At 53.7% G+C, this 15,178-nt stretch carries 14 protein-coding genes; 7 read left to right on the forward strand and 7 right to left on the reverse strand.

Translation table 11 applies throughout. The features are described from left to right. Window positions 1–20 precede the first annotated feature (20 nt). The gene (locus tag C5O22_RS10655; protein WP_132781651.1) at window positions 21–1,016 is read left to right on the forward strand and encodes a metallophosphoesterase; all 996 of its coding nucleotides are present in this window, start codon (window positions 21–23) and stop codon (window positions 1,014–1,016) included. Window positions 1,017–1,061: 45 nt separating this feature from the next. On the opposite strand, the gene C5O22_RS10660 is transcribed toward C5O22_RS10655, so the two are convergent. After that, window positions 1,062–2,294, reverse strand: a complete 1,233-nt coding sequence (locus tag C5O22_RS10660; RefSeq protein ID WP_132781653.1) for a methyl-accepting chemotaxis protein — start codon at window positions 2,292–2,294, stop codon at window positions 1,062–1,064. Window positions 2,295–2,297: 3 nt separating this feature from the next. Here C5O22_RS10660 and C5O22_RS13525 point away from each other — a divergent pair, with 3 nt between their 5' ends. Next, entirely contained in the window at window positions 2,298–2,459 is a 162-nt protein-coding gene (locus C5O22_RS13525; RefSeq protein WP_165910497.1) for a hypothetical protein, read from the forward strand. Here C5O22_RS13525 and C5O22_RS10665 read toward each other — a convergent pair. After that, entirely contained in the window at window positions 2,456–3,289 is an 834-nt protein-coding gene (locus tag C5O22_RS10665; protein WP_132781655.1) for a hypothetical protein, read from the reverse strand. The two genes, C5O22_RS13525 and C5O22_RS10665, sit on opposite strands and share 4 nt — an antisense overlap. 177 nt (window positions 3,290–3,466) lie before the next feature. Here C5O22_RS10665 and C5O22_RS10670 point away from each other — a divergent pair, with 177 nt between their 5' ends. Then, window positions 3,467–4,237, forward strand: a complete 771-nt coding sequence (locus C5O22_RS10670; protein ID WP_132781657.1) for an SIR2 family NAD-dependent protein deacylase — start codon at window positions 3,467–3,469, stop codon at window positions 4,235–4,237. 364 nt (window positions 4,238–4,601) lie between these two features. Here the strand turns inward: C5O22_RS10670 and C5O22_RS10675 are convergent, their stop codons facing one another. The 3 genes from C5O22_RS10675 to C5O22_RS10685 form a co-directional block, all read right to left on the reverse strand. Then, window positions 4,602–6,053, reverse strand: a complete 1,452-nt coding sequence (locus tag C5O22_RS10675; protein ID WP_132781659.1) for an NAD(P)-dependent malic enzyme — start codon at window positions 6,051–6,053, stop codon at window positions 4,602–4,604. Window positions 6,054–6,266: 213 nt separating this feature from the next. Further along, window positions 6,267–6,968, reverse strand: a complete 702-nt coding sequence (locus tag C5O22_RS10680) for an NUDIX domain-containing protein (protein ID WP_132781661.1) — start codon at window positions 6,966–6,968, stop codon at window positions 6,267–6,269. Between the two features lie 6 nt (window positions 6,969–6,974). Beyond that, on the reverse strand, window positions 6,975–7,193 hold the full coding sequence (locus tag C5O22_RS10685) for a hypothetical protein (protein ID WP_132781664.1): 219 nt from the start codon (window positions 7,191–7,193) through the stop codon (window positions 6,975–6,977). 207 nt (window positions 7,194–7,400) lie between these two features. On the opposite strand from C5O22_RS10685, the gene prs reads away from it, so the two are divergent. From prs to C5O22_RS10705, 4 genes are read left to right on the forward strand one after another with little or no spacing between them, the layout of a single operon-like run. Further along, window positions 7,401–8,633 (forward strand): ribose-phosphate diphosphokinase, encoded by a 1,233-nt coding sequence (gene prs, locus C5O22_RS10690; protein ID WP_132781666.1) that lies wholly within the window; start codon window positions 7,401–7,403, stop codon window positions 8,631–8,633. 3 nt (window positions 8,634–8,636) lie between these two features. After that, window positions 8,637–10,211 carry a xylulokinase gene (locus tag C5O22_RS10695; protein ID WP_132781668.1) on the forward strand — a complete coding sequence of 525 codons (1,575 nt, stop codon included), beginning with the start codon at window positions 8,637–8,639 and terminating at the stop codon, window positions 10,209–10,211. Continuing rightward, window positions 10,208–10,879 (forward strand): HAD family hydrolase, encoded by a 672-nt coding sequence (locus C5O22_RS10700; RefSeq protein ID WP_132781669.1) that lies wholly within the window; start codon window positions 10,208–10,210, stop codon window positions 10,877–10,879. The genes C5O22_RS10695 and C5O22_RS10700 overlap by 4 nt, the downstream gene beginning before the upstream one ends. Window positions 10,880–10,891: 12 nt before the next feature. Continuing rightward, entirely contained in the window at window positions 10,892–12,079 is a 1,188-nt protein-coding gene (locus tag C5O22_RS10705; RefSeq protein ID WP_132781671.1) for a diacylglycerol/lipid kinase family protein, read from the forward strand. Between the two features lie 108 nt (window positions 12,080–12,187). On the opposite strand, the gene C5O22_RS10710 is transcribed toward C5O22_RS10705, so the two are convergent. Together C5O22_RS10710 and aspS are read right to left on the reverse strand one after the other, a co-directional pair. Further along, a complete protein-coding gene (locus tag C5O22_RS10710; protein WP_132781673.1) occupies window positions 12,188–12,877 on the reverse strand; it encodes an MgtC/SapB family protein in 690 nt (229 codons plus the stop codon). Then, window positions 12,874–14,760 carry an aspartate--tRNA ligase gene (gene aspS / locus C5O22_RS10715; protein WP_165910498.1) on the reverse strand — a complete coding sequence of 629 codons (1,887 nt, stop codon included), beginning with the start codon at window positions 14,758–14,760 and terminating at the stop codon, window positions 12,874–12,876. Before aspS ends, C5O22_RS10710 begins: the two co-directional genes overlap by 4 nt. Between the last annotated feature and the right edge of the window lie 418 nt (window positions 14,761–15,178).

A 15,178-nucleotide genomic window follows, 5' to 3' on the forward strand; every position in this document is an offset into this window, starting at 1 on the left:
GATATAAGGAGGAGAGCGTTATGAAGACGGTACTGAAAGGGGTATGGTTGTCCTTTTGTTTTGCCTTTTTCTCTTGGTCGCTTATTGCTGAGCCATCTCGGGTGGTTCGCTTCGGCGTGATAAGCGATGTCCATGTTTGTGACAAGCCTGATCAATCTCAAGTAATATCAGTCAATGCTTCTCCCCGCTATTTTACTGGCGGGCTGGCAAAACTAGAGGCCTTCGCTGAAGCGATGAACAAAGCAAATGCCGCTTTTGTTGTGGAACTTGGGGATTTTACGGACAATCCGGTGGACATGAGCCTTCCTTATGAAAAACGTAAAGCGGCGGCCTTCGGCTTCCTTGAGGCGGCAGAAGCCAAATTGGCGTTATTTAAAGGCCCTCGGTATCATGTGATGGGGAATCATGATACGGATCAATTGTCAAAAGAGGATGTAAGCACGAAAATTGTCAACGGGGGAACGGGTGAGATTATTCCAAAAGGAAAAACCTACTATTCATTTGATAAAGGGGGAATTCACTTCGTTGTTCTTGATGCGTGCTATAAGGCTGATGGCAATCCCTATTCAGGGGTCCCTGGTGGTCCAGGCTCCGGGTACTCCTGGTCCGACGCAAATATCCCCGCAGTTGAGGTAGAGTGGCTAAAAAATGATCTTGCATCCACAAGACTCCCCACCATTGTTTTTTCTCATCAATTACTGTGTCCCCTTGAACAGGTTGACGCCGCCTACGATCCAGCCCATTCTGTTAAGAATGCGGCGGAAATTCGTTCTATTCTTGAAAAGAGTGGGGTAGTGGTCGCTGCTTTTGCTGGTCATTATCATGACGGCGGTTATATGAAGGTCAATGGAATACATTATGTATGTTTACAGGCCAATGCGGCGTATGGTAATGATGTTTCATACCACAACCAATATGTGCTTGTGGACGTTTACAAAGATGGAAAAGATATCCAGATCGCCATTGCTGGAAATGGAAACCAAAAAAGTTATGTGTTGGCAAGCACTCTAAAATAACAACGACTAAAAACGAATAAAGTGGCGGCTTCAACCCGCCACTTTTTACACCTCCTGGTCTAACACCTCTTTCATCGAAAGAACCGCCTCTTTGCCTTCTTTGCTTACCGTTGCAAGGTGTTGAATCATCGAAAGGATCTCTTCGTTTTCCCTGGTAATGGAATGGATATCTTCTTTAAGAGATTCGGAAATACGTTGAAGTTCCCCTATCCGACTTCGTAACCGTTCCCCTTCTCCTTGTTCTTTTTGGGCTTCGCTACGTATTCCCTCGGCGGTTTCTGAGAGCACCGAGAGGTTTTGGCGCAGTTGATCTGCCGCTATTTTCTGTGAACTCAGGGCCCGGTAGATTGCTTCTATGCTTGTCAGGGTTTTCTGAGCTCCCAGGGTTACCACATCTAGGGAATTCACCATGTTCTTATTTAAAACAACCCCCTGCTCTATTCGTCGTGTGATTTCCTGAATAGCATCCCGGATTTTTCCTACCTGTTCAGCGGAAAGGGTGGCGAGCTTTTTGATTTCGTTGGCAATAACCGCAAAACCTCTCCCCGAACTTCCCGCATGGGCCGCTTCGATAGCCGCATTCATCGCCAAAAGATTTGTCTGCTCCGCAAACTCTTCTACCGCTTGCACAATGCTTACGATTACGTCTGAAGTATGTCGAATTCGTTCTATTGCCTCAGATAGTTCATCCGAGGCAATGCGACCCGCTTCTGCCGATTTCTGTAGTTCCCGGGCTGACTGGGCGGTTTGTTCCGTATGGGTGGTAACCTCCGCGATTGCCTGGGCCACCATTGAAACCGATTCCACCGAGGTTCGTATTTCCTGGGCCTGCCGATCGACGTCCAGGTAGACTTTCCCGACCGATGCCGCAAATTGGTCCACCGCTCCACTTGCGTCTTGCGCGGCCCTTGTTTGCTGGCTAGCCCCTTCCTGGATATGCGCGACTCCCCGGGATAGCTTTTCTGCCGATTCGGCGGCCCGTTGGGCTTCCCTATCAATGCTCACCGATATGGATGAGATAGTCCGGGCGCTCTCTTCGAGCCCCCGGATAAAGTGGGTGAGCTGGCTGGTTTTCTGTTGAATTTCGGCAGAGTAAATCTCCAGTTCTTTGTATAGCCGGGAAGATCGGAAGGTAAGGGAAACAAAGAGGGAAAGATTCAAACAGAAGAACCCCGTTCCCTGAAGCCAGACCAGGGGATGCTGCCCCATCGCTGAATAGATAACATCGTGGGTTCCAAAGGCTACGCCACCGATAACCCCAAAAAGGAGGGGCAGCACCTCTTGTTTTCCCTTTCTTACCGAAACAATCGTAATAATCGTAACACTGAGGATAGTCGCCTGGACAAAAAGGAGGGAATAATTAAAGACCTTACCTATGGCGTTGAGGTCCTGGTAAGAGAACAGATAAAAACCGGTTATTACCGTAGCGATGACGCCGATTAGCCAGGAAATCCATCGGGGAGTTGGAATTTCACAAAAGGAAATAAAAAATTAAATTGAATAAGACTTGCCATAGAAATGACAAGGGCCGCTTTGGAAACAGCCCGCTGCAGGTTATACGGGATGAGGGCAAAGTTAGCCCCAATTTCCATAAAGTATATGCCAATCGCAAGAGAAGCCAGGGCGTACCAGAAATAGGGTTTTTCCTGTCTTCGGCCGAGCCAGAGGGCAAAGAAGTACATCCCAATAAAAATGGAAAGGGTCCCGAGCATCAAATTGAGGGTACTATTCAGAAAAGAAACCACCTGTTCTTGAAACAGGGCCCCCGAAAGATTGGTGATATGAAGGGGCCGCAAAGATACAGTGGAGCCCTGACTGTACATCCTCAGACTTATCACGTTATTACCGTTTTGCAGCAGTTCCGATGGAAGCGCCCAATAGGAAACCTGATTGGCAGGCACGACGAATTTCTGTGCCGACGATGGGATGCTCCCTCGAAAGCCGATATAGCTTCCATTCAAAAATACCTCACAGGCGATATCGGAGCGGTCAAACACAAGGTAGTAGGGGCCCGCGAAGGAAACATCTTGAAGGTTGAAGGCCCCCCGGGCCCAGGCAAAACCATTAGTGAGAGAGATGGATGCAGGAAGTTCTTGCTCGGTCCAATCACCGGAGTCACCGTCTCTTTGTGCCCATGTGGGGTTATCTCCGCTTTGGATAAACCAGCGGGCAAGGGTGTAGCTTGGTTGGTCTCTATTCTGGGTAAGGACCGCATGGTTCACCAGGAGAATCAGCATAGTAACCCAGCAAAATTTCGAGTAAAGGCGCATCATAGAAGTTCCTTATAACAGTCAGAGGTCTCTCGAAAAGGCACCATTAAGCATATCCGATTTTGTAAGAATATCAATACGGTCTTGTTAAGATTTTAAGAAAGGTTCTCTGTTTTTTGATGTTCGAGGTTAGTTTTCTCCTCATTGCATAATCTTGAGGAGAGGAATAACAATATACCCATGAACTCCTGCAGAGAAGATGTATACCAAAAGGTAGCTGCGTTGCTTCAGAATATTAAAAATAAAAGGGGAGCCTCCCTTGCGCTTACGGGGGCGGGAATTTCCACCGAAAGCGGCATCCCCGACTTTCGTAGCCCCGGTTCGGGACTCTGGGAACAGATGGATCCCATGGAAACCCTCTCGGCCCAGGTCTTGAGAGAGCGGCCCGAGGAATTCTATATCCGGGGGTTTCGTCTTCTTACGAGCATGAAGGATGCCACCCCTAATCTGGCCCATCAAATCCTGGCTAAATTGGAAGAGGCAGGATATATCCAGGGAGTCATCACCCAAAACATTGACAACCTTCATCACCTAGCGGGGAGTAGACGGGTCTGGGAAGTGCATGGCAATACCCGGGAAGCCTATTGTCTTTCGTGCAGGTGGCGGGGGGCCTTGTCTGAGCTTGAACAGCAGGTGGCACAGGGCTCTATCCCGCCCCGCTGTCCTCTCTGTGGTGGAAATGCGCGCCCGGCGGTGGTGCTTTTTGGGGACCCCATGCCGGTGGCCTTTAACGAGGCCTTGGAGGCGGTAAAGAAGGCGGACCTTCTTCTTGTGGTGGGTTCGTCCCTTTCGGTGTATCCCGTGGCCTATCTTCCCGAACTGGTGCGGCATCTGGTTATTATCAATCTTACCCCCACCCCCCAGGATTACCGAGCAGAGGTGGTGCTGCACGAAAAGGCAAGCCAGGCCCTGGCGAAGATATATGACCGCCTGGAGGGAAAGGGGCTTTAAGTCGCAGGGTGAGGCAGGGCATGGCCGAAAAAATATAGAAGTAGACCCTCTCATTAAAAGAAAGCTTTTAGGGGCCCTCTCCTTAAAAGAAAGCTTCCTTTCTTCGGGTATGGCCTCCATCGGTAGGGGCCTTCCCCCTTCTGGCAGATAACCGGTAGCCCTTCCTTTTGACAGACAATCGGGGTGCCCTCTGTATCCGAAAAGCCCCCTTGCGGTGAATAGATGCGGCCCCCTCGCGTCCCGGTTCCTCGAGCCCGGTGCCTACTCGGTATCCAAAAAGGCCCTTTGTGGTAAATAGCCGCGACCCCCGTGAGTCCTGGCCTCTCGAGTTCGGGGCCCGCCCATTCGCTGTGTTGGCTTGCCCTTATTGGACCGCCGCAATCGCCTTTTGCAGAGCCTCTTCTAGCAGTTCCTGAGGGGGCGCCTGGATATGCCCCTGCTGGTGCATGTCCTGCACCAGCGTGCGAGCAGCGGTAATGTCGGCCATTGCTTTCTGGTACACCTCATCCCAGGAAAGGGTGCAGCGGGCTACCCCTTCTTTGATAGCCTGCATGGCCACATCGGCCGCTTCCACCGCGAAGACCTCTGTTTCTTCCATGGTGGCGATGATGTTGTCAGGATGGATGCCCCGCCGCTCTGCAAAGTCGGCAATGGAATGGGCGCAGCGGATGGCCATCCCATCGGTAATCTTGCGGGCCCGAACCAGGAGGGCCCCCTTTAAGATGCCAGGGAAGCACACCGAGTTGTTTACCTGGTTGGGAAAATCCCCCCGGCCGGTAGCCACAATGTGGGCCCCCGCTTCCTTTGCCGCATAGGGCCAAATTTCTGGTACCGGATTGGCGCAGGCAAACACAATGGCTTTCTCGGCCATGGAGCGGACCCACTCTTGTTTCACCGTATCCGGTCCGGGGGTCGACAGGGCAATGAGAACATCGGCCCCCTTCATGGCGGTGGCCATATCATCAATCCCCTGAGGATTGGTTTGCTGGCAGAGTTCCCATTTCCGGTAATTCCGCGGGTCCGTCTCAATGTCTTTTCGTTTCCTGTGCAACGCTCCCCGGGAATCGAACATGATGATACGGTCGGGGTCCGCCCCATCGGCCATGAGGAGCCGCGCAATGGTGGTGTTTGATGCCCCCGCCCCTAAGAGCACAATCCGTACATCAGAAAGTTTTTTGTTCACCAGTTTTAAGGCGTTGATAAGCCCCGCCAGGGTTACGCAGGCCGTTCCCTGGGCATCGTCGTGCCAGACGGGAATATCGCAGGCTTCCCGCAGTTCATCCAGCACCTTAAAACAGTTGGGCTGACTGATATCTTCAAGATTAATCGCCCCGAAGGAGGGCTGCGCCATTTTCACAAACTCGATAATTCTATCGGGGTCTGGTTTTCCTTCCCTGTTCCGGGAATCGATACAGAGGGCCACCGCATCAACACCACCGAGGTACTTCATGAGCAGGGCCTTCCCTTCCATGACGCCAAGCCCGCCGGGAGGGGTACAGTCCCCATCGCCGAGGACCCGGGTAGAATCAGAAACCACGGCTACCAGATTCCCCCGGTTAGAAAGGGCAAAGGACGCATCGTTGTTGTCCCGAATGGTGGTGGAAATTTGCGATACCCCCGGGGTATACCACACGTTGAACCAGTTAAATCCAAAAAGACCGCACTTGGGGACGGTCTGCATCTTTCCGCCATACCATCGGTGGGCCTCGAGGGAAAGATTTTTTAAAAAGAGCGTCTTGGCTCGGGCTTTCTGTTCCTCAGTAAAAGTAGAGGGAAAGAGACTGTCCAGATTACGGAGGCTTGTATCAATGTTCATAGGTTCCTCAACATGGTTAGAATGACGAATGAGCGCATTATAGCAGTAACCAAAAAGAAAAAGAAGGGGAAGGGCTGATTTTCAGAGACTGCAAAAACGGGGCCGATAGTCCGTATTCCGGAAAACGCTATAAAACAGCCGGGAGCGTTTTAGGGCGAGGGCCGGCAAAAATCCCTCAATTTCGGTACTGACCCAGCCTGCCCAGCGGGAAAATCATCCCACTAAAGAAACAAGGCTAAAGGCAAGCTCGGACCACCGTTCAAAGGACCAGGTCGCAGGGGCCCCACTCTTTTCTAGAGAGGAAGGTTTCTCCTGTCGGTTTGTAGAAAGGTGATGGTGTATGCCTGTCGCTTCGAGCCATTCGTAGGAGCCTATCTCTTCCCCTCCGGGAATTTCTTCCGTATCAAGCGCAAGGAGGTATACCAATCCTACATGGACGAGGCCTACGGCGCTTTCTTCTTCCTGGATAAGCCCTACACAGGTGTATGCCTCGGAGGGGAAAAAAAGACCAATCTCTTCTTCCACCTCCCGTCGCAGGGCCCGATGAATAGTATCTCTCAGAGAGGTGGTGTCTCCAAAAGTTCCCTTGTTATAGCTAAGACTATCTGCAGGGTTGATATGTCCCCCAATCCCCAGGGAGCGCAGACCGTGGAGGCGCTGCTCCGTGCCTTGCCTCTCGTAACAAAGGTATTGTCCTTTGCTGTTTTTAACCAAACAGTAGGGAATCAGTTGCTTGTACCCCTTGTCCTGTTCCGCCAGTGGTCGGGGGATAAAAGTAGGATTACAGGACGAAAGCTGTTCAAAAATGGTTGTTTCTGACAGGGCATAGGTCTGCCGCTTCCCATCCCAGTGCTTTTTAAACAAGTCGGTACTGACGCAGAGAACTCGCTCCGATGTCCGATTACTTTCTCCCATGCCCCATTACCCCTGGGCAATGATGGCATAGGCCTTATCTTTTTCGGTGGGAAGCACATCGAGAGGAAATTTCTCTGCCCCCAGACTTGATGCAATCATATACAAAGCACAATGGAGGTTGTTGGTCTTGCAGTAATTGTTCTTTAGTTCCTCCGCATTGGCTGGCATGGGACTCGTTTTGTTATTAAAAAACGGACAGGTTCCCATAAATTCGCATTCACCCATGGTTTCCACCTTCTGTAGTATTTTATGTTTGAACTAGTATATCACTAAAGGGGCCATTCATGCCATAGGGGCGTAAGACACAATCAAATAATGGGCGGTCCTGGCGTTCTTGCGATTTTTTATGAAGGCCCTCCCTAAGGGACTCATCTGCCCCCGTATTCATCCCTTGACCCCCACCGCCGCTCTGTGGTACCACAATAACCACCCATGAACTACACGGATCCCACACGGCTGGGCATTATTGCCTGCCCCGGCGGAGAACATTTTGCCAACGAAGTGATAGGTCATCTGCGACGCCTGTACCGCCGGCGTTTCGAAAATAAGACCCAGGTTCTTTCTAAACGGTATTCCCTGGATACGGAACAGGTTATTCGAAAAATCAACTTTGCCAGTGATATTGCGGTTTCCACCACCAACACCCCCCGGGATGTGCTTACCTACCGCATCCCCCATTTTAAGATCCCTGCCCGGTTTACCTATTTCCCCAACGGGGAACTAAAAACGGAGATCCTTGAATCGATTCGAGGTAAAGACGTCTACGTTTTTCAGGATGTGGAAAACCATTATCCGCTGCCGTTTAATGAGGGAAAGAATCTTAAGGTCCTTTCGGTGAATGACCATATCATGAACCTCTTTGTCACGGTGGATGCGGTAAAGCAGGCGGGAGCCGAGCGGGTAACCCTGGTATTGCCGGTATACCCCTATTCCCGGCAGCACAAGAAGAAAGGGCGGGAAGGCCTTACGGCAAGCCGTATCGGAAAGATGCTTGAGGCCATGGGGGTGGACCGCATCATTACCCTGGATATCCATTCCCGGGAAATTGAAAACGCCTTTAACTTCCTGCGGCTCGAAAATCTCCACGCCAGCTACCAGATTATCCGGAAGCTTTCCCAGATTACGGATATTCACAGTGAAAATTTTGTGGTGGTCTCGCCGGATACGGGGGCGGTGGATCGAAACAAATTTTACGCCACCAGTTTGAAAAAACCCCTGGCCCTTCTGTACAAGGAGCGGGATTATAGCCGGGTTACCCAGAATGCCCTGGACAACAACATCGCAGAAATTAAGCTGCTCGGAAACGTGAAAGATAAAACCGTCTTTATGGCCGATGACATGCTGGGAACGGGGGGTACCCTTCTTAAGGCGATGAAATTCCTTAAAGAGCAGGGAGCCCGGGAAGTCATAGCAGCAATCAGTCTTCCCTTCTTTTCAGGGGATGCGATCCAGCATTTTGACGAAGCCTACCGACAGGGCTGGTTCTATCGGGTGATCGGCACCAACGCGGTGTACCACGAGGAACTCCTGAAACACGAGTGGTACGTCAGCGTGAATATTTCCAGCCTTTTTGCCCAGACCATTTCCCGTCTGCATCACGGTCGATCCTTAAGTTCTATCCTTGATAACCGGGAGATAATAGAAAAACTTATCAGCCAGGGATAGCCTATGCAGGGCCAGGGTGCGTTTCTCTGCGTCGATATTGGCACGTCAAGCCTTAAAGCGGCCTATATAGGCACGGATGGAACGGTGCTGGCCTTTTCCCGTCAACGCTACCCTTCCCATCGCGTGATGGAGGGGACGGTCCTGGCTTCTGATTGGGAAGATGCCTTTGTTCGGGCCTGTCACGAACTGGCCGAACAAATATCTTTTCTTCCCACAGTCCGGGGAATTGCCATTTCCGGCAATGGGCCTACCCTTGTCCCTATCACCCCAGAAGGCCGGGCCCTGGCCCCCCTCCATTGGCATCAAGGGAAGAAAAAAGAGGAAAAGTGCCCCGCCCCCGGTACCCCTATTTCGGCCGTCAAGGGCAAGAGGGTAAGGGCTTCCGCTGCTGAAAATACGGGCGCTGAAAATACGAGCCCTTCCGCCCCTCCCCGGTCGTCGGCCCCAACGGAAAGTGGGGGAACCTCACGTATGGAGCGGGACTCCTCTTACAAAGCCATGTCGGTGCTCCCAGCGGAAAGTGGGGGACCTTCCCTGTTCTTGCCCTCGGTGCTCCGGTTTTCCCGGGAACGACCTGAGGATTTTGCGTCGCTGGCCTTTTTCCTTTCGCCCCAGGAGTATCTCCTGTGGCGCCTGGGGGCTGACCCGGTTACGGCCATCCCCAACGAACGGTATATCCCCTATTACTGGGATGGTCCCCAATTAGAAGGGGCTGGCCTTCCTGCCCGCCTTTTTCCGCCCTTTGTCATCATGGGAACCATTGTGGGCCACCTTTCTGAAAAAGCCGCGGGCCCCTGTCTTCTTCCGGCAGGAATTCCCCTTATTGTCGGCGGGCCTGACTTTATCATGGCCCTCCTTGGTGTGGGGGTGCTCGAGGAAGGCATGGTCTGTGATCGGTCCGGCACCTCGGAAGGGATCAACCTCTGCACTGCCCGCCCCATCCACAGTAGTTCCCTCCGCCTGCTTCCCCATGTAAGGGGCGACAAATGGAACCTGGCGGCCCTGCTTCCCTCTACGGGACGCCTTTTTGAGTGGTTCCGGGAAATTACGGGACAGCACGAACGGGACTACCAGGAGATGATGCGGGAAATTCTGGAAACACCGGCACCGAAAAGCTTCTTTTTCCCCGAGATCCACGGAGAGGGCTCCCTCTGTCTTCCCAGTGCTATCATTTCCACCGCGGGACTAACGAGCCGGGCCGAACTGGGCTATGCGGTGCTGGAGGCGATTGGCTTTATGGTTCGCCGGGGTATCGAACTTTTGGAGGTCCAGCACCTTCGCCTTGAATCGATGCGGCTTTCCGGGGGGCAGGCAAAGAATCCCCTCTGGAACCAGATGAAGGCCAACATCACTGGCCGCTACCTGGTGGTTCCCGCCATAGAAGATGGGGAACTCGCGGGAAACGCCTGTCTTGCCCTCCTGGCAAGCGGGGAAGCGGCAAGCCTGGAAGAGGCGGTAGAACGGATGGTACAGATCCGCCGGGTATATGAACCGGTCCAATCCGAATATGCCCGTTTTTCAGAACGATATGAAACATACCGTCATTTGCAGTCTAAAATGGAGCAGTTTTTTCAATGACCCCCTATCGCTTTCCCCGGCCTTCAATTCGGGCCCTTATCTTTGATATGGATAACACCCTGTATACCCACAGGGCCTACGAACAGCACCAGATCGAGGTGCAAATCGAAGAAGCCGCCCGGTATCTGGGAAAATCCCTCGAGGTTTTTAGAAAGGAACTTCAGCGCTTTCAAGCTGACTGGTCGGCCCAACATGGGGGCAAAAAAATAAGCCTTGCCAACAGTCTCCAGGCTCTCGGGGTTCCTTTCTCTCAAATTATTCGGTTCAGGGCAGAATGTATCCAGCCAGAGGCGTTTTTGCAGGAAGATCCTGAGCTTAGGGCAACCTTTGCCCGCTTAGCCCCTTCGTATAAGCTTGCGGTGGTTACCAACAACCCGGAAACCATTGCCCGCCGGACCCTTTCAATCTTAGGGGTGGCCCCCTATGTGGTTTCCATTGTAGGGATCGATCGGGCGGGAGTCTCCAAACCCCACGAACGGCCCCTGCACCTTGTGCTGGAAGATATACGGGTCCAGCCCCAGGACTGTGTGGCGGTGGGGGACCGCTTCGATATCGATATTGCCCTGCCCCTCGAGATGGGTATGGGGGGTATCCTGGTGCAGGGGGTAGAGGATGTGTACCAACTGCCTTCTTTTTTTCTTCCCCTGGACAATTTTACCATTTCGTAGGATTCTTGGAATATGAAAGACCCTTTGCATGAATTTGCCGCCGATCTTGCCTATGTTTGCACCCGTCTCCCCCTGTTCCCGGAGCGTCCTCTATACTGGACGGTTATTGCCAACCCCAAGGCCGGGGGCTTTACCATTGGTTCCCGCTGGCGGGAGCACCAGCGGGCATTAAAAGAATATTGCAAGGAACTGACTTCCTGGCCAGTCCGGCCAGTCCCCGCGGGCCCTTCCCGTACCGCCCAGGAAGCCGATACCGGTGATGGCTCCCTCGGCGCCCTGGGCCTGGTCCCCACCACCGAGGCAAAACACGCCTGTCGAATAGTGAACGCCCTTCTGGACGAAGCGGCCGCCGTCATTGCCGCGTCCCAGGACCGGCAGGAAACGCCGCCCTTCTTTTTGATTCTTACCGCCGGCGGAGACGGAACAAGTCTTGAAGCCCTTACCTCCCTGTTTTATGGACCGCCCCAGGTGGTTCAACACATGGCCATTGTACGGCTCCCCATGGGCACCGGCAACGATGGGGCCGAAGCACCGACCATGGCCGCCACCCTGGCCCACCTCGTAAATGCCCGAGAACGGGTCTTTGAGCGGGCTGTAACGATGTACCTTTCTTCGTCAAAGGGGCCCTTTGTGGCCTTTAATATCCTTTCGGTGGGCCTTGACGCCTTTGTTACCCACATGACCAATAAGATGAAGGGGCACCTCCCGGGGGATTCATATAAATTCTGGGTTGATGTGGCGACCCTCTTTTATGAATGCTGGTATCCGGTTCGTCCTATGAGGATCGAAGTGTTGCCCGACCGGATCGGGGTTCCCCCGCAAGGAAGCGCTGCCGCGAAGGGGCTCTCCGCTGATGGCGAGGTTCCCACAGTGCTGGAAGGGCTCTTTTTTCTTGCGGCCCTCGGGGTAAGTGGAGGGCGCACCTATGGGGGTGGCATTCCAATCCTGCCGGATGAACGGAATTTCCTTGCCATCGAACAGATGGGGCTTTTAAAAAAGCTCAAGCTGAAGGGGCTCTTTACCACCGGTCAGCACGGGAATCGGCCGGAGGCCCACTTCTTTACCACCGAAGGGGTGCGCATTTATTACAACGCCCCTATCCTTGCCCAGATGGATGGGGAATCGGTGCTCCTCGAGCCGGGGGACTTCCCCATCACCCTGGAACTCAGCCCGCCCCGTATCCCGGTGCTTACAGCCTAGGGCGGTTGGGATGTCGGACCGTGGTCCCCCGTTCCCTTAAGAGCGGCCCCCTTGTCGCCGACCTCCAGCCATTTCCTTTTTGACCGCCGGGTCCGCAGAGAGAAAATCTCAATATTTTTCTTTTATTTCGATCCGCTCAAGTTCATCGAGGGTCTTAAGGGTCCGGGACAGTTTTTGAATTTCCACGGAGCTGGGAAGACTTACGAGAAGTCGAAGCCGGGATCCACCCCCTTTTATGAGATTCTGTTCTATGTCGATCGATTGGACATGCACCCCGTGGTCGGCCAGGGTCTTTATAATAAAGGTGATGTCGGGGTTCTGGTCCTTGAATTCCAGCTCAAGAATTTTGATGCGTTCCGTAGGGAAAAAGCGTCGCTCAAGACGATCCAGGATAACCAGCGTGAAGAGGGAAATAGCAAGGGTAAGCCCCGCCGCAAGATAGAAGCCCGCCCCCAGGGCAAGCCCCACCGCGGCAATCAGCCAAAGACTTGCGGCGGTGGTAAGGCCCTTCACGTTGTTTCCGAGCCGCATGATGGCCCCGGCTCCTAAAAAGCCAATCCCTGAGACCACCTGGGCCGCGATTCGGCCAGGGTCGCCGCTTTTAAGGCCCAGGAATTGTTCGGGGATCCAGAGGGATAGGAGCATGAGCAGGGTCGAACCCACACAGATAAGGATGTGGGTTCGTAGGCCCGCCACCTGGTGGCGGCTCGTTCGCTCAAACCCGACGATGCCCCCTGCGATAAAACTTAGAGCCAGGCGCAGGGTTATATCAAGCTCGGTGAGCGCCGGACCGTTCATAGGACTTCTCCCGAAGGGGCGTCTCCTTTTTTGGGATAGTTGATGATGAGGTGCAGTTCCTCAAGCTGTCGGGGCTCTACCTCGCTGGGAGAGTCGTCCATGGGGCTGACCGCAAAGGAATTCTTGGGGAAGGCGATTACTTCTTTTATGCTGGTTTCCCCCGCCATGAGCATCACGAGCCGGTCGAGGCCGGGGGCAATACCGCCGTGGGGCGGGGCCCCATACTTAAAGGCCTGGGTTAAAAAGCCGAATTTCTTTTCCGCCGCTTCCGGTCCAAGGCCCACGATGGAAAATACCCGCTTCTGGAGTTCCGGGTCATGGATACGGATAGAACCGCTGGCAAGTTCAAAACCATTGAGCACTAGGTCGTACAGGTCCCCCTTTACCGAACCCGGATCGGTTTCCATGATGGCGTGGTACTGCTCCTGAGGCCAAGTAAAGAGGTGGTGGGCCGCTTCCCAGCGATTTTCTTCTTCGTTGAATTCGAACATGGGAAAATCGATGATCCAGGCAAACTCAAAACGCCGGGGATCGCAGAGTCCCAGGTCCCGGCCGAGCTTGGAGCGGACCGCCCCCAGGGCCACGTTGGCGATCTGGCGTTTGCTGTCGGCCACCAGGAGGATAAGGTCTCCTACCTGGGCGCCGAGGCCGCGGATAATCCTTCCCGCCAGGTCGGCGGGGGCGCCACTCCCATCGGGGGCGGGCACAAAGAACTTGCTGATGCCCCCTTCCAGGGTGGGCGACCCGTCGGCCGCCCGGACTACCTTCATCCAGGCAAGGCCCCGGGCCTTGTAGATCTTTGCCTGGGCTTCCAGTTCTTCGATCTGTTTGCGGGAATAGTCGGCCTTGCCGGGAACCACCAGGGCCTTGACGCCCCCGCCTGGAATACGGACCCCCCGGGCTGCCGCGGCCTGCCGTTCCGCTTCGCCAGTGGCAAGGGCCTCTTTAAAGGCCTGAAAGGTGGATTCCGCCACATAGAGGTCAAAGTTCTGCAGGGGCAGTTCATACCGCAGATCCGGTTTGTCGGAGCCGTAGGTTTCCATCGCTTCATCGTAGGGAATCCGGCGGAACCGGGCAGGGAGGGTTACCTGCAGGGTCTTCTGAAACACGTACCCCATGAGTCCTTCCACCAGGGTAAGCACGTCCTCCCGGCTTACGAAGGACATCTCGATATCGATCTGGGTAAACTCGGGTTGTCGGTCCCCCCGGGCGTCTTCGTCCCGATAGCAGCGGGCAATCTGGAAGTATTTATCGAAACCCGCCACCATGAGGAGCTGTTTGTACAGCTGGGGCGATTGGGGCAGGGCGTAGAATTTCCCCGGATACAGCCGGCTTGGCACGAGGTAATCCCGGGCCCCTTCGGGGGTGGACCGGATAAAGGTGGGGGTCTCTATCTCATAGAACCCCTGGGCGGTAAGGTACTCCCGTACCGCAAAGGCTACCTCGTGGCGCAGCTTAATCCGCCGCTGCATCCCCCCCGAACGGAGATCCAGGTACCGATACTTAAGGCGCAGATCCTCCTTGGCGTCCGTTTCTTCTTCAATTTGAAAGGGAAGGACCTCGCAGCGATTCAATATGACGATCCGGGATGCGACTACTTCGATTTCGCCGGTGGCCATCTCGGGGTTTACCATGGACGCGGGGCGTCGCCGGACGGTGCCTTCCACGGCGATGCAGTATTCGTTCCGGAGTTCTTCCACCACCTCTTTTAAGGCCTCTGGGGCATCCGCATCCACCACCACCTGGGTGATGCCGTAGCGATCCCGCAGATTGATAAAACTAATGCCGCCGTGGTCCCGTTTCCGGTGGACCCAGCCGTTTAAAATAACCTGCTTACCCGCATCAGCACCCCGCAGGGCGCCGCAGGTTACGGTCCGTTTCATCTGTTCCATAGAAGGGATACTAGCAGGATAGGAAAGGGCGCGCAAGGGCCCGCTCATCCTTATACTAGAGGAGAGTAGCGACGAAGGATGATTGGCCGCCTCCCACCTGTTAAAAAAGGACGCCTCCGAAAGGCCTGTGGGAGGGCCCTTCAGGGCCTGGCCGCACATAAAAAGTCATCCGGTGATGTTCTTTGTGACAAAACATCTCGTTTTTGTCGAAATAGTTTTTGCAATGAGAGGAATATTTTTGCGTTTGTTAACATATTTTACTGTCTGTAAGCATACGGTGCGGTTTTAAATGATTGTCGGATAATGAATTATCCAGAAAAATGGTTATTTAACAGACATGGTACCCCCCTGGACATTAGGCAGCCCATTGAGCAAGTTCAGTTTTATACTGAACCAGTAGATTGTCAAG

It is taken from the genome of Treponema sp. J25, assembly GCF_004343725.1.
In the GTDB taxonomy this organism is placed as follows: domain Bacteria; phylum Spirochaetota; class Spirochaetia; order Treponematales; family Breznakiellaceae; genus J25.